The following is a 20,591-nucleotide window of genomic DNA, read 5'->3' as shown; positions in this document are numbered from 1 at the left end:
AGGTAGATTAGAGCCTATGCGAGTGCACGTAGCGGACCACCCCCTGATCACCCACAAACTCACCGTGTTGCGTGACAAATCGACACCGGCGCCCGTCTTCCGCGCGCTGACCGAGGAACTCGTCACCCTCCTGGCCTACGAAGCGACCCGCAACGTGCGCACAGAACCGGTTGAAATCGAGACGCCGGTCACGACGACGACGGGTATCGCGATCAGCACTCCCCGACCGCTCGTCGTCCCCATCCTGCGTGCCGGTCTCGGCATGCTCGAGGGCATGGTCAAGCTGCTGCCAACGGCAGAGGTCGGCTTCCTCGGCATGCTGCGCAATGAAGAGACGCTTGAGCCGGCAACGTACGCCGAGCGCCTCCCCGAAGACCTTTCCGATCGCCAGTGCTTCGTGCTCGACCCCATGCTCGCGACGGGTGGTTCACTCGGCGCTGCCATCGAGTTCCTCTTCGACCGGGGTGCGATTGACGTCACTGCCATCTGCCTGCTCGCTGCGCCGGAGGGAATCGCCGCACTCGAAAAGGCGACGGAGGGTCGCGACGTCACCATCGTGCTCGGCGCCCTCGACGAACGCCTCGACGAGAACGGCTACATCGTGCCGGGCCTCGGCGACGCAGGCGACCGCCTCTACGGTCTCGTTTAGGTCAAATTCCGAGTAGAACTTCCTGCGACGCGTTCCGTCACACAGGAAATAGTCCCGAATATCCTTCGAGTCAAACCCCGCTGATTCACACGATCTGCACTTTTCGACGATATTTCGTCATCCGATGCAAAGATTTGACACGTGCTGACACAGTGGGGTTTACTCATGCCCATGACTGATAACGCGCAACTCCTGAGCTCGTCCGAGCCTCACGGAACTGCCGGCTTGATGATGGCCGGCAGCGCAGTCATGTGTTGTCGAATGTGTCGCTGACCGCGAAACCCTCGCCCCGCTCCCGGTAACCCATCGAGGTCCCGCTCGAGCGAACGGATGCCACACCCCGCATTCGCGCAGGCCGTAACACCGGCCGCCACACCGACTCACCGTCGAAACGTCATCCGGTGTACCCGGATTCGACACAGGCACATCATCCAAGGATTTCTCCCATGTCTCTCGCACACGCAACCACACTCGCTCCGACCGTTGTCCGGTCGACTGCGCCGGCAGCATCCGCCCCGGCACCCTCGACCCCGCAGGGCCGTAACCTTCGCGCCGTTCCGGAGGGAACCGAGGCCCGCGGCTTCGTTCTCTACGTCGGCATCGATGACGCCAAGGCCGCAGCCGCCGGCACCAGCCTCGGCGCCATCGTCCACGCACTCAAGGCTCTCGCCGCCGACCTGGCCCCTGAATCGGAGACCTACGCGGCGGTCGCACTGGCGCCGCAGGGCGCTGGTGGCCGTGACGTCGATGTGGTGAGGCTCGCGCTTCAGGATCCGTCGGCTCTCGCCAGGCACCGCGAAGCCGACACCGAGGAAGAACTCGACCGTGCGCACGCCGGTGTCGTCATCGACATCTCACGCAAGCGCCTCATCCTCGACAACGACTCGGTCGGCCTGACCTATAAGGAATTCGAGCTGCTGCAGTACCTCGTGCTCCGCGAGGGACGCACGATCGACCGCGCTGAGCTCATCTCGTCGCTGTGGAAGGCCGGCGACGACGACGCACCGAACGAGCGCACCATCGATGTCCACGTCCGTCGCTTGCGCGCAAAGCTCGGGCGGTACGAAGACATCGTGCGCACGGTGCGTGGTGTCGGTTACCGCTTCGACCGCCACGCGGATGTCTCCATCCGTCACGCGGCAGCGCACTCGCCCGACTTCATCTAGATGGTCGAGCGGACGCTCGCTCACACGTTTGCGTCACCGCTGGGCCTCTCGCTCATCCCCGGGGGCGAGATCGTGCTGCGGGACGCACGCACCGGGTCGACGCGCACGGTGACACTCGAGGCCTTCGAACTCGCTCGAACACCGGTGACGGGACGAACGGATGCCACGCCACGGCATCCGATCACGTGGAACGACGCCGTCCGGTACTGCAACACCGCGTCGCGGGCCGAGGGCCTCGCGCCCGCATACGCGATCACTGACGGCGGCACTGTGGAGTGGAACACGGCCGCCGACGGGTATCGGCTGCCGACCGAGGCCGAGTGGGAATGGGCCTGCCGCGCGGGAACGACGGGGCCCACCTATGGTCCACTCGCGGAGATTGCCTGGACCGCGGCCGACGACGTTGCCGCAGCCCAGGCTGTTGCCCTCAAAACGCCGAACGCCTTCGGACTGTTCGACACGATCGGCAATGTCTGGGAGTGGTGCTGGGACTACGCGGATCCGGCCCGATACGGCGATTACCGCAGCCTTCGCGGAGGTGGCTGGGCCGATGAAGCCTGGAGTTGCCGCGCCTCGGTTCGTCGCGGAAGCGCACCGGACGCGGTGATCGACGACGTCGGATTCCGGTTGGCGCGCGGTGCTGTCGGCGAGCCGGGACAGGCTCAGGGCTGGTCAGCGGATGCCGACACCCGCCGCGCACACATCGCCGGGCCGCTGCCCGTCGGCTGGACCCCGCTCGGCCGGCGCGATCAGGCTCCGCTCAACCGCTCGGCCAGGTAAGGCGCGGTGCGGCTGCCGTCGTGCGCAGCCACCGTGGCCGGGGTTCCGGCGACGAGCACGCGTCCGCCCGCTGTTCCTCCGGACGGACCCATGTCGATGACCCAGTCGGCACCGGCGGCAACGCCCATGTCGTGCTCGACGAGTACGACGGTGTTGCCCGTGTCGACGAGCTTGTTGAGCTGGGTCATGAGCAGTTCGACATCGGCGGGGTGCAGCCCTGTGGTGGGCTCATCGAGCAGGTAGAGCGTGTGCCCGCGGCGTGCCCGCTGCAGTTCGGTGGCGAGCTTGATGCGCTGGGCTTCTCCACCGGACAGCTCGGTCGCCGGCTGGCCGAGGCGCAGGTAGCCGAGGCCGACATCGCGGAGCGTTTCGAGACTCCGGGATGCCGCGGCGACGTCGGCGAGGAAACCGGCGGCTTCATCGACGGTCATGGCGAGCACGTCGGCGATGTTCTTTCCGCGGTACTCGATCTCGAGCGTTTCGTCGTTGTACCGTTTGCCGCCGCACTCGGGGCACGCACCATAGCTGCCCGGCAGGAAGAGGAGTTCGACGGCGACAAAGCCTTCACCGAGGCAGGTCTCGCAGCGGCCACCGGCCACGTTGAAGGAGAAGCGGCCGGCGTCATATCCGCGCGCCGCGGCATCCGTCGTCGCGGCAAACGCCGACCGGACGGCGTCGAACAGGCCGGTGTACGTGGCGAGGTTCGACCGGGGAGTGCGGCCGATGGGGCGCTGGTCGACCCGAACGATCCTGTCGACGGCCTCGAGGCCGGAGACGCCGTCGATGGTCGTGGTGACGGCAGCGGACTCGTCGTCGGGGGCGGACTCGGTCATGACAGGATCGGCGTGGTGGCGACCGGCGCGAAGCCCCTCGCGCACGGCGTCGCCGAGCACACCGCTGACGAGCGTCGACTTTCCCGAACCGGAGACCCCTGTGACGACGGTGAGCACGCCGAGCGGAACGTCGACGTCGAGGTCGACGAGGTTGTGCCGTGAGACGCCGCGAAGCCCGAGCCACGCCGTCGGCTCACGCTGCTCGCGGGGCTCGTCGGGTTTCGCGCTCGCGGGGTGCAGGAAGCGCCTCGTGACCGAGGTCTTCACATCGGCGAGGCCGTCGACCGCACCGCTGTAGAGCACGGCACCGCCGTTGCTGCCCGCGCCGGGGCCAACGTCGACGAGCCAGTCGGCCCGGCGCACGATGTCCATGTTGTGCTCGACGACGAAGACGGAGTTGCCCGATGCCTTGAGCTGTTCCAGCACGACCATGAGCGGCTCGGCGTCGGCGGGGTGCAATCCAGCCGACGGCTCGTCGAGCACGTAGATCACGCCGAAGAGGCCCGAGCGCAGCTGGGTCGCGATGCGCAGGCGCTGCATCTCCCCCGGCGACAGCGTCGGTGTCTTTCGACCGAGGCTCAGGTATCCGAGACCGAGGCCGATGAGCACGTCGATCCTGGCGACGAGGTCGGTGGCGATCGTGACGGCGACCTCGGTCGATTCACCGGACGATGCGGATGACACCGCTGCGGTCGCCGTGCGGATGAGGGTGGTCGGACGGAGGATCTCGGCGAGCTCGGAGAGCGGAACGGCGTTGAGATCCGCAACGGTGTGACCGGCGAAGGTCACATCGAGCGCCGCTCGGGTGAGTCCGCTGCCGCCGCACAGATCGCAGGGTCCGGACTCGACGAACCGAGCGGCACGCGCACGAGACATCTCGCTCTTGGAGTCGGCGAGCGCGTGCATGATGTGGCTCTTGGCGCTCCAGAACCTGCCCTTATACGGCTTCGCGACGCGGTCGCGCTGGGGGGTCACTTCAACGACGGGCTGCTCCTCGGTGAACAGGATCCAGTCGCGATCGGCCTGCGGGAGATCGCGCCACGGGATGTCGATGTCGTAGCCGAGACCGGCGACAACGTCGCGCAGGTTCTTGCCCTGCCATGCACCGGGCCAGGCGGTGATCGCACCGTCGCGGATCGAGAGCGACGGATCATGGACGGCCGAAGCTTCGGTCACCGTGTGTGCGATGCCGAGGCCGTGGCAGCGCGGGCACGCGCCCGTCGCCGTGTTGGGCGAGAACGAATCAGACTCGAGCCGCGGCGCCCCCGCCGGATACGTGCCCGCTCGCGAGAAGAGCATGCGCATGGAGTTGGACAGGGTCGTGAGCGTACCGACCGTCGACCTGGTGCTCGGTGCTCCCCGCCGCTGCTGCAGCGCGACGGCGGGAGGCAGCCCCGTGATCGAGTCGACGTGCGGGTTGTGGCCCTGGGCGATCAGTCGCCGGGCATACGGAGCGACGGACTCAAGGAATCGGCGCTGCGCCTCGGCGAAGATCGTGCCGAACGCCAGCGACGACTTGCCCGATCCTGACACCCCGGTGAACGCAACGATGCAGCCGCGGGGTACATCCACGTCCACATCGGTGAGGTTGTTCTCCCTGGCACCGCGCACGCGCACGCAACCGTCGGACGCGTCCGTGGCGTCGGGAATGATCGGGGCGGGGTCCTGCGTGAGAGTCGACACCGTCTCCACACTATGCGTGTGTCCTGAAAATGACCGTGGGTCGCGCGACGCGGCATCCGCACCTACAATAATCGCCCGCGCTCCCCGCACGAGCGCCGCCCCAGCCCCGCTCACTGTAAGGTTCAGGAGGGGCTCGACATCCTCGCCACCGTCTTACCGGTGCGTGAGAGGACGCTAACGTCACTCATCCGCTCTGACTGTGCGGGTGGGGTCACTGTCAAACGAGTCCGTCACAATCGCCGCGAACCAGGCTGCTGAGCAGAGCTGGGAAACACCGCGGGCGATTCGCCGCATAGATGAGGCATCAGCGATACAGATCGTCGTGCCAACGGCGCATCGCCGCTCGCACCTCCCATTCCCCGTTAGGCCCGCACCATGCACCACGTTCCTCCCTCGCCCACCGCCGCACGGAAGTTCGGTGCTCGCGCCGTGTCCGCCGCCGCCCTCGCACTGTTCCTGTCGGTTGCCGCACCGCTCGGCGCCACCGCGGCCGAAGCACCCGTTGCACTGGCTACGGCGGGAGACTTCGGCGTGCTCGCCGGTTCCGCGGTCACCAACACGGGCCCGTCGGTGATCTCCGGCGCCCTCGGCGTGAGCCCCTCTGCCGCGGTCACCGGGTTCCCGCCGGGTCGAGTGGACGGGACGGTCCACTCGAGCGACACCATTGCCCGCACCGCGCAGGACGACCTGACGAAGGCGTACCTCGACGCGGCCGGGCGCCCGGCCTCCGAGTCCGGCGCCACCGAACTTGGTGGTCGCAGCCTCACCGCCGGAGTGTACGCCGGAGGAGCCCTCAGCCTCACCGGCACGCTGACTCTTGTCGGCGATGCCAGCTCGGTCTTCATCTTCCAATCAGCGAGCACCATCAATTTCGCGTCGAACAGCAACGTCGTCCTCAGCGGCGAGCTGACCGCCTGCAACGTTTTCTGGCAGTCCACGTCATCGGCCACACTCGGCTCGTATTCGCGCGTCGCCGGCACCGTGATGGCGCTGACATCGATTACGGCCAACACCGGGGCGGATGTCGACGGACGACTGCTCGCGAGGAACGGGGCGGTCACGCTCGACGCGAACACGATCACCGCACCACGCGACTGCGAGGCCCCTGGCGCCCCGCCCGTTTCGGCTCCGCCGGCTGACGAACCGACCGCAACCGCGCCGCCAGCGGAAACGACACCAGACGCAGACCCGCCAGCGGCCATCCTTCCCGCCGATCCAGCGTCGGGGACCACCCCTCCCGTCGTCACCGCACCGGCGATCGCACCCACGGCCACGGCAGCGCCCACCGTCACCCCTCCCGCCAGGGATGACGACACCGCTGCCACACCGCCGGTCGACAGTCAGGGGCCCAGTGAGAACCGGGCGGGGTCTGATGCCCGGACCAGCGAGACGGTGGCGGCAACAGGTGCCGATACCGCGCTGCCTGCCGGGATCGCGGCCCTCCTCATTGGAGCCGGGGTCCCGATGGCTGTGCTGCGTCGGAGACGCGCGGAGTAGTTTCGGAAAAATAACGTTTCGGTAACTAGACGCCGTTACCTTTCCGTTATATATTCGAAGAGCGGAAGTTGTTTGCTGTGGCAGCTGAAGCGGAATGTGATTGCAGGACACTCTTGGTGCAAGGGGAAGGCCGGTCGTAAGCCTCTACGACCGGCCTTCAATCCGTTAACGCCCGGGTCTCCGCGGCGGAAGGATGCCCGGTATTACGCGGCCGGGCCGGAATCTCCCGCCTTGCGATTTCTCTCGTAGAACTCCCGCACCCGGTTGCGATTGCCGCAGTCGGCAGACACGCACCAGCGCCGGTTGTGCCGCGGCGAGGTGTCGAGGAATACCCAGCCGCACTCGGCGTCATGGCACTGGCCGAACGTGGCGGCATCCACGCGCGTGAAGAGATCAAGAGCCTGAATCGCCATGTGGTGCCGCGGCAGCGACAGGTCGACAGGAAATTTCCACACCCGCTTCCCGCCATCGAGATCGAGACGGCCTCGCTGAATTGCGTCGCGGTAGTGGGCGGCAACGGTGTCGTTGTCAGCCTCTGCGAAACCGGCGAGGTAGATCGCTTCCCTCAACTCGCGGACGCGGAGTGTTTCGGCTTCAGCTTCGCGTGGATTCTCATTCGCGCGCCGTTCGAGTTCACGGGCCGCGGCCGCATCGATGAGCTCGAACTGGAGCGCCCAGGTGAGGACGTCGCCGTAGGCCACCAGCTCCTCGCTGAACCGCTCCCTGCTCAACCGCCAGTCAACCGTGTTGACCAGGTCAAGCGCGGGATGCCCGGCGATGGTGGAGAACGTTGTGCGGCGCTCGGTGGATGCCATGGCGCAATTCTAATAGATTCTGCTTGTATTGCCCATTAGAAATCCGCCATACTCTAATGCATGAATCGGCCATCACTCATTACACCGGATGTCGTGCAGGAACGGCGGCAAGTTGGGGACTTTCGGTGGTTTTGGACGGCGCAGGGCGCCTCGTTCACGGGCGACCAGCTGCGCGAATTCACGCTTCCCCTGCTCGCGCTGTACACCCTGAACGCGTCGGCGACCGACCTCGGCGTCATCAACGCCGCGCAGTGGGTGCCCTTCCTTCTGCTTGCGCTCCCCCTCGGCGTCCTCATCGATCGCCACCGGCGCCGACGGTTGCTCATCCTGTCGGACGCAGCGCGCGCGATACTCATCGTCGTACTCGTCGGAGCCGTCGCTCTCGGCGCCCTCAGCGTGCCCGGCCTGGTCGTCACCGCTGCCGTACTGGGCATCTTCGCCGTGGTGCACGAGGTGGGCTACCAGTCCGTCATCCCCTCGCTCGTGCCCCGGAAGCACCTGGAAAAGGCGAACTCACGCATCCAGGCGACCGCTGCCGCCGCCGACGTCGGCGGCCCGGGACTGGGCGGCCTCATCGTGCAGCTCCTCGGGGCACCGGCAACGCTCCTGGTGAACGCGTGTGCGTACCTCACATCGGCCGGCGCGCTCGCGGCGATCCGCACCCCCGAGTCGAAACCGGCCACACACGCCAACCGCAACTTTCTCGCTGAGCTCCGCGCGGGCGTATCGCTGGTGGCACACGATCCATACCTGAAGTCCAACGTCGGCTTCTCCGCGATCTACAACCCCTTCGCCCAGTGGGTGACCATCCTGCTCGTCGTCCACGCCGTGCGGGAGCTTGGCCTGGAACCGGCCCAGCTCGGACTGGTCTTCTCCGTCGGTGCCGCCGGCGCACTTGCCGGGGCAGCACTGACCCCACGTCTCACCGCGCGGCTCACGGTCGGCCGGATCATGATGCTGTGCGTCACTGTCGAGTGCCTCATGCTCGCGGTCCTGCCGCTGGCGGATGCCTCGTGGGGCACCGTCGCCGTCATCGCGTTCCTCGGCGCCGCACTCGCACTCAACGGGGCGGGAACGACGATCTCAAGCGTCCTCCTCATCACCATCCGGCAGTTGCGAACACCCGACGAACTGCTCGGCCGCGTGAACGCCACGATGCGCACGGTGACCTACGGAACCATCCCACTCGGCGCCCTCGCTGGTGGCTTTGCCGGGGACTGGCTCGGCACCCGCCTCGGCATGTTTGTCGGCGGCATCCTGTGCCTGTCCACCATTCTGTGGGTCGCTCTCTCCCCGCTCAGCCGGGTGAAGGCGCTCAGCGATGTGAGCCGCGAGTAACAGGGGCGAGCGGATGCCGCGGCATCCGTTCGCACACGGCTCGACACCAGCTTCGGATCGATACCCTGAACCCATGTCGAACACCCCGCCGGATCCCCCCAGCAGCCCACAACCAGACCGGGCACGTCGGCGCATGCTCACCGGTCTCATCTGTTTCGGAGGCGGGCTGCTGCTGGTGGCGAGCGCTGTCGTGTTCGTGCTTGTGCAGCTCGTTGAGTCGAATCCGGTCGCACTGATTCCCGGCATCCTCGTTGCCCTCATCGGCATCGCCGTCAACTTCACGGGACTCGTGCTGATTTACCGCGCCATCACCGGCACAACGCCGAAAGACCGGAGCGAGCGAGACGACACCCCCTAGGCTTGATTCGCAAGGAGGCTCAATGACAGACCGTGAACTCGCCGTATCCGCGTGGGAATCACTGTTTCGGGCGCAGGTCGGCGTGTTGCGGGTGCTCGGCGCCGAATTCCCCCTGCGGGGCATGTCGCTCAACGAGTACGACGTTCTCTTCAACCTCTCCCTCCAGCCCGACCGCAGGGCACGGCTGCGCGACATCAATCGGCTCGTTCTGCTCAGCCAGCCCAGCGTGAGCCGTCTCATCGACCGGCTTGCCGCGCGCGGGCTGGTGTCGAAGCATCCCGACCCCACCGACAAACGAGGCACGATCGTCGCGATAACGGATGACGGCTTCGACAGGTACCGGGACGCCGCACGCCACCACATGGCCACCATCACCGAGCTCATGAGCGCCCTCTCGGACGAAGAGCTGCTGCAACTCAAGCAACTGACGACGAAGCTGCGCGGCGAGAGCGGCCAGTAGCCTCGCCGCAGGACCAGCCAGCGCCCCGGCTGGCCCTGGCACCTCCACGGCAATGTCCGATTTCCGCTAGCCCGACGGCATCCGCTGTGAAAAGCTCGGAGCATGGACTTCACCGAGCGCTACTCCGCCATCCAGGCGAAGGACTCCCGTTTCGACGGGCAGTTCATCACCGCGGTGCGCACCACGGGCATTTATTGCCGCCCATCGTGCCCGGCGCGCACACCGAAGTCCGAGAACGTCACCTTCTTCCCGACCAGTGCCGCAGCGCACGAGGCCGGTTACCGCGCGTGCAAGCGGTGCCTCCCCGAAGCCGTCCCCGGCACACCCGCGTGGAACCTCCGCAACGATCTCGCCGCGCGGGCCATGCGGCTCATCGGCGATGGGATCATCGAGCGTGAAGGCGTCCCCGGGCTTGCCGGCCGACTCGGCTACTCGAGCCGGCACCTCACGCGGATCCTCACCGAGGAGCTCGGCGCCGGGCCGCTCGCACTGTCGCGCGCACTGCGCGCGCAGACCGCACGCACCCTGCTCACCTCGACAGACCTGCCCGCGTCTGATGTTGCATTCGCCGCCGGGTTCTCGAGCATCCGGCAGTTCAACGACACCATCAGTGAGGTGTTCCAGCTCACTCCAGGCGAAATCCGGAGCAGGCAGCGGCACTCGAGCCGCCCAGTGCCTGGCACGCTCGATCTCGCGCTTCCATTCCGCCCGCCGTTCGATGCCGCCGGCCTGTTCGCCTGGTTCGTGCCTCGTGCGGTCGCCGGCGTCGAGGTCGCCACAGCGACCGGATACCGGCGCACCGTCTCCCTCCCCGGCGGCCCCGGCAGTTTCGAGGTGCGCCTCGACGGTGACGCACTGCGGTTGCGGGCTACGCTGAGCTCGCTCGGCGACCTGCCCGTGCTCGTGTCGCGGGTGCGGCGCCTGTTCGACCTCGACGCGGATCCGGTCGCCATCGACCGAGCGCTCGGGGCAGATCCAAGCCTCGCAGCGAGTGTTCACTCGACCCCCGGCATCCGCCTGCCCGGGGCCCTGGATCCGGAAGAGATGTTGTTCCGCGCGATCATCGGGCAGCAGATCTCGGTAGCCGCAGCCCGCACCCAGCTCAACCGGCTCACCGCGGCAGCGGGCACCCCCGTCGACGGGCCCGATGGTCTCAGCCACCTCTTCCCGACCGCAGCACAGATCGTCGAGCACGGCCGTGACGCGATGGTCGGCCCGCGCGCCAGGATCGACACCCTGCTCACGGTGGCCGAGGCTCTCGCCACCGGCGCATTCTCCATTGGCTTTGGCGACGACGCCGTCGAACAGCATCGGGCGCTCACCGCTTTCCGCGGCATCGGCGACTGGACGGCGGGCTATCTCAGCATGCGGGTGCTCGGCAATCCCGACGTCTTCCTGCCCGGCGACGTCGCCGTGCGAACCGGTGCACGCACTCTCGGCCTTCCCGCCGAGCCGCGTGCGCTCACCCGCGACGTCGAGCGCTTCGCGCCGTGGCGCTCCTACCTCTGTATGCACCTCTGGCGGAGCGCCGCCACGGCACCGCCGGCATCCCGCCGCACGAAAGCGCCTCTCGCGCCGCCGCCCGCCACGACCCTCGAGGAGATCGCATGACCAGCACGACCCTTCACCCGGCACCCGCGGCGTCGCCGTCGGGCACGCCAACGACCACCGCGCTCAGCCACACGATGAACACACCCGACGGCCCATTCACGATCATCGCCCGCGACAATGGGACGGTACTCGCCTCCGGCTGGACCGCCGACGTCGACGCCCTCACCGCGCGCATCGCTGCGGTGCTTCGACCGGCAACCGTGACCGCGGGTTCAGTATCAGCAGCGGATGCCGTCACCGCCTACTACGACGGCGACCTCGCCGCCATCGAGAACGTTGCCGTCGAGCAGCGCGGTGGAGAGTTCCGGCTTCGGGGCTGGACTGCGCTCCGGTCAATCGCGCCGGGGCATCCGCTCACCTACCGTCAACTCGCCGATGCCATCGGCAACCCGGCGGCGGTGCGCGCCGCGGCGAGCGTCTGCGCGACCAACACGCCAGCACTGTTCGTTCCGTGCCACCGGGTGCTGCGCACAGACGGCACCATGGGCGGGTTCGCCTGGGGCATCGACGTCAAGCGGTCGCTGCTCACGCGCGAGGCGAGGCTCGCTCTGGTGTGATGCAGCTCGCCGCCCGCCGCGAGAGCATCACTTCCGGGCGAGAACATCCCGCACAACCGATGCTCTCGACCGCAACTGACGCTCTCGACCGCAACTGATGTTCTCGGCGTGCACCGCCGACGGCGAGGCTATGCCTCTTCGGAACCCCGCGCGTGTTCGGCGTGCCAGTCCTGCCGCAGCTTCTTGGAAGCCAGGACGGCTTTCGCCTCTGCCTCGATCGCAGCGTCGATGAGCGCGGTGCCGCGCAACGGAAGCTGGATGGCGTACTCCGCCTTGATACCGGCCTGCAGCTCGCGAACCCGCTCGACTTCCGCGTCGACCTCGGCGCCGTACATGAGTGCCATGTTGCTGAGGTAGAGCCAGAGCAGGAACACGATCACGCCACCGAGGGTGCCGTATGTCCTGTCGTAGTTGCCGAAGTTGGAGACGTAGAAGAAGAATCCGAAGGTGGCGAGCGCCCACACGACGAGCGCGGTCAGTGCACCAACGGTCAGCCACCGGAACCTGTGCTGCTTGACGTTGGGCGTGGCGTAGTAGAGCATCGCGAGGATCATGACCGCAAGGAATGCGATCACCGGCCACTTGGCAATATTCCAGACCAGGAGCGCCGTGTCACCCAGGCCGATCACGCTACCGACGGCCTCGGCGATGTCGCCGCTCAGCACGATCATGAGCGCCATGAGGGTGAGGGTGATGAGCGAGATGACGGTGATCAGGAGGATGACCGGCTGGAACTTGAGGAACGGCCGACCTTCCTGCACGCTGTAGATCCGGTTCATCCCGCGCGAGAACGCCCGGACATAACCGGATGCCGACCAGATGGCACCGACGAGACCGATGACGAAACCGAGGCCGGCCGCGGGCGTCGCGGTCAGGTCCTCGATGGGCCCCCTCAGGCTCTCGACCGTGTCTCCCGGCGCGATCTCTCCGAAGATTTTGAGCAGGCCGTCGGTCACGTTGGTGCCCTGGTTGATGAGCGACAGCAGCGAGATGATGGCGAGGATCGCGGGGAACAGCGCGAGAACTGCGAAGTAGGTGAGCGAGGCGGCAATATCACCGACCTGGTCTTTGGTGAACTCGCGGAAGGCGCGCGAGTAGACGGCGAGCAGTCCCTTCGGCGTGAGCTTCGCACGTCGCGGGGCGTCGCGATCAGCGTCGGAGTCCTCGGCAAGTTCCTTATCGGACGGTGCAGACGCGAGGACCGTGTCCTCGTCGTCGCGCGCGGCCTGCGACCTCTCGTCGTTAGAAGTCGTCGCCATGGTCACCCCTTGCAATGGCCAGGGTGGCGGCGACAACGATGCCAGCGAGCGTGACGGCGACAGCGATGAGCATGCCCGTCGATACCTTCTCGCGAATGGCCGAAATGGTTGACGCGAGGTCCTCGCGGATCTCCTCGAGATTCAGGACCTGCACCGCCTCACCCATTTCCGGCCCGCGGTCTTTGCGGTCAGTGGGCAGCGTCATTCGCACATCGTTCTCGTCAACCATGCACTCACGATATCGGCACTCAAACATTTCGAGATAGGGGTTGCGATCCGACCGGCATCCGCGGACCCGCGGCGCAAGCCCCTGTGTTCATCCCGCAGGCTCCCTAGTGTTGGGGGGTGCCTTCGATCTCCGTCATCATCCCTGTCTACAACGACGCAGATTTGCTTCGCACCTGCCTGGCGGCGATCGCAGCTCAAACCCGGCCAGCCGACGAGGTCATCGTCGTCGACAACGCGTCGACGGATGCCTCGGCCGACGTGGCACGCGAGGCGGGCGCTCGTATCGTGCCTGAACCGCACCGCGGGATCCTGTGGGCGACCACCGCGGGTTTCGACGCGGCGACCGGAGACATCCTCGCGAGACTCGACGCAGACTCGGTTCCGCCACCACGCTGGCTGGAGCGAATCGAGGCGGACTTCCAGACGCAGCCGGAAGCATCCGCCATCACAGGGACCGCCTGGTTCTACGGCGGGACCGCATTCTCGCGCTGGTTCGGGCGGTATTGCTTCCTGGGTGCGTACTTCACGCTCATCGCGTACCTGCTCGGCCACCCTCCTCTCTTCGGATCCAACTTCGCGCTCAGGGCCGATGCGTGGCAGCGCATGCGCGACGGGCTTCACCTCTCACGCAACGACGTCCACGACGACCTCGATCTCAGCTACCGGATCGAGCCGGACATGCGCGTGATTTTCGACAGGAACCTCGGCATGTCGATCTCCGCTCGCCCATTCGGCACCGTTGCCGGCTTTCTCCGGCGGGTGGGATGGGGGTTTGCCACGGTGTTCGTCAACGAGCGGGAGCAACCCTTCTGGCGTCGACGCGCGGAACGCCGCGCGTCCGGGCTTATCGACGTTCCGCTGGCGCCGTGGCGTAAAGCTCAAGCAGGTCGCGACTGAGCTGATGCGGCGCCGTCTCGCAGGGGCTGTGGCCCGTGCGGTAGACCGCGATTGTTGCGCCGAGCTTCTGCGCGAACCGGCGATGGAGCCCAAGCGGCCAGAGATCGTGCATTCCAACGGCCACGAGCTTCGGAAACGGTTGAGCGGCGAGCGCGCCGGTCACATCGGGTGTTCTCGAAAGCAGGCCCATGACCTGCCGATGCGCCTCCGCGCGGGTGAGTGTGAAGCGCTCACGAACGAACCGTAATCTGCCCGGAGGAACCCGCTGCACATTCCACACGATGCCGAGCTTCATCAAGAGTGCGCTTCCACGCGCGTCCACGAAGCGATCGAGCCAGCCGATCCGCTTGATCGAACGGTAGGCCCTGCCGGAAACCGGCGGTGTACTGAGCAGCGTGAGACTCGAGACGAGGTCCGGCCTCTGCGCTGCGACGAGTTGCGCGACGACACCGGCAAACGAATACCCGAGCAGATGTGAGGGCGTGCTGCCCGCCTCGAGAAAGGCGATCAGGTCGCCCACTAACAGGTCATAGTCGTACTCGACGCGCGGAGGGCGGAGGTTCTCCGGTCCTGCCGGCCATGACTCGTACTGCCCGGCCAGGTCGAAACTCTGCACGAAATACCCCGCAGCGACGAGCTGCGGCATCACGAACCTGAAGTCCTCTTTCGAGCCGGTCACCCCGGGGACCAGGACAGCGCGTTCTGCCGACGGGGTCCCCGACTCCAGAGCGGCGAGCGGACCGCTCGGTGCACTGAAGGTCCAGCGGCGAGCGTCGGGCGCGAGACGGTCCCAGTCAACGTCCGGCAGGCTCTCGTCGAGCCTGGTCGGCAGGTCGCGCTCTGGCATGGCGACAATGTACCCCCGCAGCGCCGCGCGCTACAGGGCCAATGTCTGGGCGACTGCGGCATTCGCCCGCGTCATCCCGCCACGTCATCACGCCCGGGTCATTCCGCAAGCGGTTTGACCCGGCCTGCGACGCCATGCAGACTGGCCGTTCACCGTCACAGGGCCAGGCAACTGGCTCGCAAGCTGAGGAGAAACCATGTCGAATGTCAGCGACAAGAACCCGGATGCCCCCGACGAGGCTCTCCTCGGACCGGGCAGCACCGCAACAGGAGGTGGAACGTCACAGGGTTCTGTCCCGGAAAGTGCCGAGGGCGAGGACCACATCCGTCCCCTGAACCGGCCGGACGTGAACACGGACCCTGCCGATGATTCCGACGCTGACGCTGATGCCGACGAGGCTTGATCGCCCTTACCAGTGCAGTGGCATCCGTTGTCAAGGCCTTGAGGCATCGGCCGAACAACACCTACAGTGAAAACTGTCCAACCACACTGTGGTTCGCAACGACAGAAAGCGAGAAGCCTATGGGACTCGGAGACAAGATCGGCAACGGCGCTGAAGAAGCGATGGGCAAAGCCAAGGAAGGCCTTGGCGGAGCTACCGACAACGAAAAGCTTCAGGCCGATGGCCAAAAAGACCAGAGCAAGGCAAACCTCAAGCAGGCTGGCGAACACGTGAAGGATGCCTTCAACAAGTAGGCCAGTCGTGGCCCGGTTTCACCTCAGGTGGGACCGGGCCATTTGCATGCGTGGGCACAGGCACCAGCACGTCGATGGCGCGCCGTACATTTCGGATGTCGCGGGCCCTCAGATGTCGAGCGCTTCGCCGCGCTGCAGCCGCCTGCGGTCCTTTCGGGTGACCACCACGAGCGGGCCCTTCCGGAGAAACCGCGCGCGGGCGAAGAGGTAGAACCCGTACGCGACAAACCCGCTCGCCACCACGACGAGCAGAGCCCCGCCAAGGGGAAGAAACGCGACTACCCGGAGCGCACCGTCGACGCCGCGCGCGGCATCCGGATCGGCGAATGCCGCGGCACAGAGGAACAGCACGCCGGAGATCACGAGTGCCACACCCTTTGCCGTGTGCCCAAGAAGTCCAAGCGAGACGACGACATGGGAGCGTGTGCCGGAGAGCGGCTCGAGTTCCTCGCGGAAGTTGCGCGAAAGCCCACGGAAGATCAGCGTTCCGCCAACGGTGCCGACCAGCACGCCGACTGCGACGAGCGCGAAGACCCCGCCAGGGGTGTTGAGCAGGTCCGCACTGAGTGTTTGCGAAACCTCGGAGCCGTTATGGCGGCTACCGAGAGCGTAGAGCGCCGTCACCATCGCGATACCCGTGTAGCCGAGGCTCTTGGCAACGTTGGTCCACCGGCGGAGAAGAACGAGTTTCCGGTGAATTGAATACACCCGCGCCGCCTCGCTTCCCTGCAGGACGGCGAGGCCGATGAACGATGCTGAGGCAGCCCAGAGCAGAACGCTGCCGACCGGTGTAGAGCCGACAGCGGTGAGCGCTCCGGACTGGTCCGCCTGGCCGGACGCGCCCCAGGCGATCCCGATGGCGATGCAGCCGATGAGAATGTGAATGATCCCGTTGGCCACGAGGCCCGCCCGGGCGGCGATGCGCACCTTGGGATGGTCGTTCGCGCGTTCCGCAGCGTCCTTGATGCGTTCTCGCGCCGTTTCGCGAAGCTGCGTCACCCGGTCTGCCACCGCTCCCTCGCTCATCGCGGCATCGCGGCGGGTCTGCCGAACCGCGGCGCCGGGAGCGAATGTGTCACACGACCATTCTCTCCCGACTACCGGTATGTTTTCGCGATGACCCACTGACCCTCGTCCTGGATCGCATCCACGACCAGCGATTCGCCCTCGTCGTCTGTGACCTGAAACCGCCAGCCGATGCGCACGACGGGCGAGTGCGTGAGCAACGGGTGAGCGAAATCGGGTTCGCCGTAGATCCCTGTCGGGGTGTCGGAGACCCGCCATCGCTTGTCTTGCCAAAACATCCGCAACGGCCGGTCACCATCGGTCCACACGGTCGCGGTTCGATCCCTCACGGCGTTCATTGTGACTCCCTCATGCGTATCTATGTTCGAATGTTAAGGAGCATAGACAGCTTCCCCGCGACACGCCAAGCGTTCCTCGGAGAGCCTTGACAGACACGCGTGCGCCCGAGGCACTTGCCCTCGAGGGCACGGTCAACCGAGACTGGAAACCCCTCCCCGCCCGGCGCAGTTCTCCGGGGTGCGGCTCCACTCTCTGCGAAAGGCAACACGGTGCGGATTCTCTTCATTCGGCACGGTCAGACTCCGTCCAACGTGCGGGGCCTGCTCGACACCGCCTATCCGGGCCCCGGGCTGACCGCTCTCGGCACCCGTCAGGCCCGCGCGATCCCCCGGGCACTCCGCGCCGAGAAGATCGAAGAACTGTTCGCATCGACACTCATCAGGACCCAGCTCACCGCAGAACCCCTCGCCGTCGACCGCGGCCTCGACACCCGCATCATCGATGGCATCCACGAAATCGACGCGGGAGCGCTCGAGGGACACAGCGATCACGAGTCACACCTGACGTACCTGGAAACCGTCTTCGCCTGGGCGGGCGGCGATCTTTCCCGCTCCATGCCGGGCGGATACGACGGCCACGAGTTCTTCGAGAGATTTGACGGCGCCGTCGAGCGGGTCTCGCAGAGCGGCATGTCGACGGCGGCCGTGGTCAGCCATGGCGCCGCCATCCGCACCTGGGTCGCCGCTCGAGCCGCGAACATCGACGGGGATTACGCCGCCGAGCATCCGCTGTCGAACACGGGCGTCGTCATCGTGACCGGCAGCCCCGTCGACGGCTGGAACGTGGTGGAGTGGGACGGGGATCCCATCGGCGGCCACGACCTCTTCGACGCCTCAGCGGATGACGCGACCGGCGAAGCTGTGGGCTGAGCGCGGGGCACCCCGGGTACGAGGCCGGGTCACTCCCTCAAGGACCGCCCGCCCGTGTCGACCTGCCCATCAGCAACGAGCCACCGGACGCCGTCCGCAATCGTTGCCGCCGAGGTGAAACGCGGGGCATAGCCGAAGTCGGTCGCAGCCGCCGCGATGCTCATGGACGGGCTGCGCAAGATGTGTTCGCGTGACGCGTCGGCGTGTTCCGGTGTCAGCGTGGCGAGGAACTCCTCGAGCGGGGCGAACCGGAGCTGCGGTTCGCGGCCGAACCAGCGCGCGGCGGTCTCTGCGATCCCGCGGAGCGTCATGGCCCGTTCCGACACGACGTGGTAGCTCTTCCCCGCCACCGCGTCGGGGTGCGCGATCGCCTTGTGGAACGCCTGCGCGACGTCATCCGCGTGAACGTGGTGCACCGTCTCGAGCCCGAGGTTCGGCAGGACCAGCGGTTCGCCGGCGGCGAGGGTCTCCCACACGCCGGTGTCGAAGTTTCCCTGTGCGTTGACCATGGGCCAGCCGGGCCCGGAGATGTGCCCGGGGTGCAGAACCGCCGTCCGCAGGCCGCCGTTCCGGGTTTCAGCCGCCAGGAGGGCCTCGATCGCGGACTTGTTGGTTCCGTACTCGCCGATCGGGTGTCTGTCGTCCGACTCGCGCGTCGGCACGGCGACCGCTGGCCCGTGGACCCAGATCGTTCCTGCGCTGAGCAGAATCTCGACACGCCCTCGGAGAGCCTCAACGAGTTGCGCGGCAGAACTCTCGGTGAAACACATCATGTCGACGACCATGTCTGCGTTGAGTTCGGCGATCGCGCCGGCGAACGAGCCGTCGGAATCACCGGCTTCGCGATCGAGTTCGACCCGCCGAACCTGTCGCCACGCGACATCCTCTCGATACGGCGACCGGATGCCGCGGCTCACAGCGACGACGTCGTGTCCGGACGCAACCAACCGGGGAACGAGAGAGGTTCCAACGTGGCCCGTTGCACCGATGACGACGATCCGTGACATGTTCTGCACCTTTCGCTGGCGAGTGGATGGAGCGAGCTTATGCCACCGGTGGTGGCGGTGACGGAAACTCGGGCCGGTACCCGGCGAGTGTGCGTCGGAAGTGTCGGTGTCTGTTGCCGGCCTTTCGGTAGGAAGAAAGCTGGGCAAACGAAAGCTCAGGAGCCGCGGAGCTCGCCGCGCGCTATCGAGTCGCCGGAGTGAGCCGGGTTACCGTCGGCCGGCTCCCGGGACACATCGACGACCGTGTAGCGCGAGAGATCGACGCCCTCGGGAATTGCAAACGTGCCCGACTCGCCACCTAGCAGTCCAAGGCTGACCAGCCCGGAGGTCTCGGGATCGATAAGCCAGACCTCGGTCAGTCCTTCACCCGGCGCAGAGACGTCGACCACGATGTGGCGCACACCTGCCTCGTTCTCCTCGACGCGTGCCGAGCCGGAAACATCCCAGTCGGGGAACGGCTGGAGTTCGGCTTCGGCCAGGAGCCGCGGATCACCGGGACGGGAGACCAGCACGGTTCCCGCGATGCCCGCAATGAGCCCAACCACGAGCGACGCCGCAACGAGCAGGGCGGTCATCGGGCGGATCCTCCCCCTCCGCTGTTCGCGCTCAGGGCGAGTGGGCGAGGCGCGCCGGGAGGGCACCTGCAGTGGAGCGGCGACGCCAACCGTCACGGGTTGGGCCCCGCCGTCGCGCGGAACCGGTCCGAGCTCCGGGGACAGCTCGAGCTCCGCGTGGATCCGCTGCCACACAGAATCGGGCGCTTCAACGAGATCGGTGTCATCGAGCGCGCGCCCGGCGCTCACGAGGTGCTTCAATGCGTTGAGCTCGGCACTGCACAGGGCGCAGTTCTCGAGGTGCTCGCGCTGTGCGGCATCCGGTGTGTCTTCGCCGAAGGAGTAGAGAACCAACTCGTCGTCATCGAGGTGCATCATCAGTCACCTCCAATCGGGTGCGCAGCTTGCCAAGACTTCGCCGGATATGGCTCTTCACGGTGCCAAGCGGGATTCCTGTCGTCTCTGCGATCTCCGAGTGTGTCAGGTCGCCATAGAACGCGAGTGCCATGACTCGCCGGGGAACCGGGTCAAGGCGTTCAAGCTCATCGGCAATCATCAGTCGTTCGGCAACGTCCACCACCTCGGGTTGGGCACGTGTGCCCGACGCCTCCGCCCAGCTCTCCTCGATCCTGCGAACCCGTGAGCGTGCTTCCAGCGCGTCGGCGATGCGCCTGCGGGTGATTCCGACGAGCCACGCACCGAGCGGCCCCTTGGCCTCATCGAAGGTGTCACGGCCGCGCCACGCTGCGATGAAAACCTGTTGCGTCACATCCTCAGCGTCTGCATCGATGCCCAGAACCCGTCGGGCCAGGGAATACACAACGCGTGAGAATCGGGCATATGCGTCGGCGAGCGCGCGCTCGTCACCCGCACTGAATCGCGCGGCGATATCGGCATCGGTGGGGTCCGTCACGTCAGTGTGTGACCTCTCGATCCGGAATCGCGGTTGAGACGTTGGAGTCGGTCGGTGCTCGATCGGCGGCGCCGCCACCCACAGTCTCAACCATTCACCTCCTCGAGACCAGCCCTCCGAGTTGTCGTCGGAGCGGACCGGCCTGCTGTTCGTTGACATTGCGTCCCGCCGTCGTGCCGTGCTGAACTCCGGGTCGGCTCGCCGGACCG

At 66.7% G+C, this 20,591-nt stretch carries 23 protein-coding genes; 13 read left to right on the top strand and 10 right to left on the bottom strand.

Annotated elements, in window-relative coordinates:
• Positions 1–16: 16 nt before the first annotated feature.
• The 3 genes from upp (at position 17) to C3E77_RS01500 (ending at position 2,595) form a co-directional block, all read left to right on the top strand.
• A complete protein-coding gene (gene upp / locus C3E77_RS01510) occupies positions 17–649 on the top strand; it encodes a uracil phosphoribosyltransferase (protein WP_108390028.1) in 633 nt (210 codons plus the stop codon).
• 446 nt (positions 650–1,095) lie between these two features.
• Complete coding sequence (locus C3E77_RS01505) at positions 1,096–1,815, top strand: winged helix-turn-helix domain-containing protein (protein WP_108390027.1); 720 nt, start codon at positions 1,096–1,098, stop codon at positions 1,813–1,815.
• Entirely contained in the window at positions 1,816–2,595 is a 780-nt protein-coding gene (locus C3E77_RS01500) for a formylglycine-generating enzyme family protein (RefSeq protein WP_108390026.1), read from the top strand.
• Here the strand turns inward: C3E77_RS01500 and C3E77_RS01495 are convergent.
• On the bottom strand, positions 2,565–5,111 hold the full coding sequence (locus C3E77_RS01495; protein ID WP_198412177.1) for an excinuclease ABC subunit UvrA: 2,547 nt from the start codon (positions 5,109–5,111) through the stop codon (positions 2,565–2,567). The genes C3E77_RS01500 and C3E77_RS01495 overlap by 31 nt on opposite strands.
• Before the next feature lie 375 nt (positions 5,112–5,486).
• Here C3E77_RS01495 and C3E77_RS01490 point away from each other — a divergent pair, with 375 nt between their 5' ends.
• Positions 5,487–6,608: an ice-binding family protein gene (locus tag C3E77_RS01490; protein ID WP_108390025.1), complete on the top strand. Its 1,122-nt coding sequence runs from the start codon at positions 5,487–5,489 to the stop codon at positions 6,606–6,608.
• A 203-nt stretch (positions 6,609–6,811) separates the two neighbouring features.
• Here C3E77_RS01490 and C3E77_RS01485 read toward each other — a convergent pair whose 3' ends face one another.
• Positions 6,812–7,423 (bottom strand): CGNR zinc finger domain-containing protein, encoded by a 612-nt coding sequence (locus C3E77_RS01485; RefSeq protein ID WP_108390024.1) that lies wholly within the window; start codon positions 7,421–7,423, stop codon positions 6,812–6,814.
• A gap of 60 nt (positions 7,424–7,483) precedes the next feature.
• On the opposite strand from C3E77_RS01485, the gene C3E77_RS01480 reads away from it, so the two are divergent.
• The 5 genes from C3E77_RS01480 (at position 7,484) to C3E77_RS01460 (ending at position 11,747) form a co-directional block, all read left to right on the top strand.
• Positions 7,484–8,761: an MFS transporter gene (locus tag C3E77_RS01480; RefSeq protein WP_108390023.1), complete on the top strand. Its 1,278-nt coding sequence runs from the start codon at positions 7,484–7,486 to the stop codon at positions 8,759–8,761.
• Positions 8,762–8,834: 73 nt separating this feature from the next.
• On the top strand, positions 8,835–9,119 hold the full coding sequence (locus C3E77_RS01475; protein WP_146188160.1) for a hypothetical protein: 285 nt from the start codon (positions 8,835–8,837) through the stop codon (positions 9,117–9,119).
• Between the two features lie 22 nt (positions 9,120–9,141).
• The gene (locus C3E77_RS01470; protein WP_108390021.1) at positions 9,142–9,579 is read left to right on the top strand and encodes a MarR family winged helix-turn-helix transcriptional regulator; all 438 of its coding nucleotides are present in this window, start codon (positions 9,142–9,144) and stop codon (positions 9,577–9,579) included.
• Between the two features lie 102 nt (positions 9,580–9,681).
• The gene (locus C3E77_RS01465; protein WP_108390020.1) at positions 9,682–11,190 is read left to right on the top strand and encodes an AlkA N-terminal domain-containing protein; all 1,509 of its coding nucleotides are present in this window, start codon (positions 9,682–9,684) and stop codon (positions 11,188–11,190) included.
• Positions 11,187–11,747 (top strand): methylated-DNA--[protein]-cysteine S-methyltransferase, encoded by a 561-nt coding sequence (locus tag C3E77_RS01460; RefSeq protein WP_108390019.1) that lies wholly within the window; start codon positions 11,187–11,189, stop codon positions 11,745–11,747. The genes C3E77_RS01465 and C3E77_RS01460 overlap by 4 nt, the downstream gene beginning before the upstream one ends.
• Before the next feature lie 128 nt (positions 11,748–11,875).
• On the opposite strand, the gene C3E77_RS01455 is transcribed toward C3E77_RS01460, so the two are convergent.
• Entirely contained in the window at positions 11,876–13,006 is a 1,131-nt protein-coding gene (locus C3E77_RS01455; RefSeq protein ID WP_108390018.1) for a YihY/virulence factor BrkB family protein, read from the bottom strand.
• On the bottom strand, positions 12,990–13,235 hold the full coding sequence (locus C3E77_RS01450; protein ID WP_108390017.1) for a hypothetical protein: 246 nt from the start codon (positions 13,233–13,235) through the stop codon (positions 12,990–12,992). The genes C3E77_RS01455 and C3E77_RS01450 overlap by 17 nt, the downstream gene beginning before the upstream one ends.
• Positions 13,236–13,351: 116 nt before the next feature.
• On the opposite strand from C3E77_RS01450, the gene C3E77_RS01445 reads away from it, so the two are divergent.
• Entirely contained in the window at positions 13,352–14,131 is a 780-nt protein-coding gene (locus tag C3E77_RS01445) for a glycosyltransferase family 2 protein (RefSeq protein ID WP_108390016.1), read from the top strand.
• Here the strand turns inward: C3E77_RS01445 and C3E77_RS01440 are convergent.
• On the bottom strand, positions 14,079–14,978 hold the full coding sequence (locus tag C3E77_RS01440) for an alpha/beta fold hydrolase (protein ID WP_108390015.1): 900 nt from the start codon (positions 14,976–14,978) through the stop codon (positions 14,079–14,081). The two genes, C3E77_RS01445 and C3E77_RS01440, sit on opposite strands and share 53 nt — an antisense overlap.
• Positions 14,979–15,174: 196 nt before the next feature.
• On the opposite strand from C3E77_RS01440, the gene C3E77_RS01435 reads away from it, so the two are divergent.
• Together C3E77_RS01435 and C3E77_RS01430 are read left to right on the top strand one after the other, a co-directional pair.
• Complete coding sequence (locus C3E77_RS01435) at positions 15,175–15,381, top strand: hypothetical protein (protein ID WP_108390014.1); 207 nt, start codon at positions 15,175–15,177, stop codon at positions 15,379–15,381.
• Between the two features lie 119 nt (positions 15,382–15,500).
• Complete coding sequence (locus tag C3E77_RS01430) at positions 15,501–15,674, top strand: CsbD family protein (RefSeq protein ID WP_108390013.1); 174 nt, start codon at positions 15,501–15,503, stop codon at positions 15,672–15,674.
• Positions 15,675–15,782: 108 nt separating this feature from the next.
• Here the strand turns inward: C3E77_RS01430 and C3E77_RS01425 are convergent, their stop codons facing one another.
• Positions 15,783–16,700, bottom strand: coding sequence for a DUF1206 domain-containing protein (locus C3E77_RS01425; RefSeq protein ID WP_162924876.1), 918 nt, complete (start codon positions 16,698–16,700; stop codon positions 15,783–15,785).
• 71 nt (positions 16,701–16,771) lie between these two features.
• Positions 16,772–17,029 carry a hypothetical protein gene (locus tag C3E77_RS15345; RefSeq protein WP_158270342.1) on the bottom strand — a complete coding sequence of 86 codons (258 nt, stop codon included), beginning with the start codon at positions 17,027–17,029 and terminating at the stop codon, positions 16,772–16,774.
• 219 nt (positions 17,030–17,248) lie between these two features.
• Here C3E77_RS15345 and C3E77_RS01420 point away from each other — a divergent pair, with 219 nt between their 5' ends.
• Positions 17,249–17,908, top strand: coding sequence for a histidine phosphatase family protein (locus tag C3E77_RS01420; RefSeq protein WP_108390011.1), 660 nt, complete (start codon positions 17,249–17,251; stop codon positions 17,906–17,908).
• 29 nt (positions 17,909–17,937) lie between these two features.
• Here the strand turns inward: C3E77_RS01420 and C3E77_RS01415 are convergent, their stop codons facing one another.
• The 3 genes from C3E77_RS01415 to C3E77_RS01405 form a co-directional block, all read right to left on the bottom strand.
• On the bottom strand, positions 17,938–18,915 hold the full coding sequence (locus C3E77_RS01415) for an NAD-dependent epimerase/dehydratase family protein (protein ID WP_108390010.1): 978 nt from the start codon (positions 18,913–18,915) through the stop codon (positions 17,938–17,940).
• A 155-nt stretch (positions 18,916–19,070) separates the two neighbouring features.
• Positions 19,071–19,847, bottom strand: a complete 777-nt coding sequence (locus C3E77_RS01410) for an anti-sigma factor (RefSeq protein ID WP_108390009.1) — start codon at positions 19,845–19,847, stop codon at positions 19,071–19,073.
• A complete protein-coding gene (locus C3E77_RS01405; protein WP_234031255.1) occupies positions 19,831–20,382 on the bottom strand; it encodes an RNA polymerase sigma factor in 552 nt (183 codons plus the stop codon). Before C3E77_RS01405 ends, C3E77_RS01410 begins: the two co-directional genes overlap by 17 nt.
• Positions 20,383–20,591: the final 209 nt, after the last annotated feature.

This window comes from Mycetocola zhujimingii, from assembly GCF_003065425.1.
Lineage (GTDB): Bacteria > Actinomycetota > Actinomycetes > Actinomycetales > Microbacteriaceae > Mycetocola_A > Mycetocola_A zhujimingii.
The sequence above is the reverse complement of the archived record's forward strand: the minus strand, read 5'-3'. Positions and strand labels throughout refer to the sequence as shown.

Excerpts from the sequence above, each read along its gene's own strand:
- C3E77_RS01440 (WP_108390015.1), bottom strand. The coding sequence starts at position 14,978 with ATGCCAGAGCGCGACCTGCCGACCAGGCTCGACGAGAGCCTGCCGGAC.
- C3E77_RS01430 (WP_108390013.1), top strand. The coding sequence starts at position 15,501 with ATGGGACTCGGAGACAAGATCGGCAACGGCGCTGAAGAAGCGATGGGC.
- upp (WP_108390028.1), top strand. The coding sequence starts at position 17 with ATGCGAGTGCACGTAGCGGACCACCCCCTGATCACCCACAAACTCACC.
- C3E77_RS01470 (WP_108390021.1), top strand. The coding sequence starts at position 9,142 with ATGACAGACCGTGAACTCGCCGTATCCGCGTGGGAATCACTGTTTCGG.
- C3E77_RS01505 (WP_108390027.1), top strand. The coding sequence starts at position 1,096 with ATGTCTCTCGCACACGCAACCACACTCGCTCCGACCGTTGTCCGGTCG.
- C3E77_RS01425 (WP_162924876.1), bottom strand. The coding sequence starts at position 16,700 with ATGAGCGAGGGAGCGGTGGCAGACCGGGTGACGCAGCTTCGCGAAACG.
- C3E77_RS01450 (WP_108390017.1), bottom strand. The coding sequence starts at position 13,235 with ATGGTTGACGAGAACGATGTGCGAATGACGCTGCCCACTGACCGCAAA.
- C3E77_RS01490 (WP_108390025.1), top strand. The coding sequence starts at position 5,487 with ATGCACCACGTTCCTCCCTCGCCCACCGCCGCACGGAAGTTCGGTGCT.
- C3E77_RS01475 (WP_146188160.1), top strand. The coding sequence starts at position 8,835 with ATGTCGAACACCCCGCCGGATCCCCCCAGCAGCCCACAACCAGACCGG.
- C3E77_RS01500 (WP_108390026.1), top strand. The coding sequence starts at position 1,816 with ATGGTCGAGCGGACGCTCGCTCACACGTTTGCGTCACCGCTGGGCCTC.
- C3E77_RS01485 (WP_108390024.1), bottom strand. The coding sequence starts at position 7,423 with ATGGCATCCACCGAGCGCCGCACAACGTTCTCCACCATCGCCGGGCAT.
- C3E77_RS01415 (WP_108390010.1), bottom strand. The coding sequence starts at position 18,915 with ATGTCACGGATCGTCGTCATCGGTGCAACGGGCCACGTTGGAACCTCT.
- C3E77_RS01410 (WP_108390009.1), bottom strand. The coding sequence starts at position 19,847 with ATGATGCACCTCGATGACGACGAGTTGGTTCTCTACTCCTTCGGCGAA.
- C3E77_RS01465 (WP_108390020.1), top strand. The coding sequence starts at position 9,682 with ATGGACTTCACCGAGCGCTACTCCGCCATCCAGGCGAAGGACTCCCGT.
- C3E77_RS01455 (WP_108390018.1), bottom strand. The coding sequence starts at position 13,006 with ATGGCGACGACTTCTAACGACGAGAGGTCGCAGGCCGCGCGCGACGAC.
- C3E77_RS01480 (WP_108390023.1), top strand. The coding sequence starts at position 7,484 with ATGAATCGGCCATCACTCATTACACCGGATGTCGTGCAGGAACGGCGG.
- C3E77_RS01460 (WP_108390019.1), top strand. The coding sequence starts at position 11,187 with ATGACCAGCACGACCCTTCACCCGGCACCCGCGGCGTCGCCGTCGGGC.
- C3E77_RS01435 (WP_108390014.1), top strand. The coding sequence starts at position 15,175 with ATGTCGAATGTCAGCGACAAGAACCCGGATGCCCCCGACGAGGCTCTC.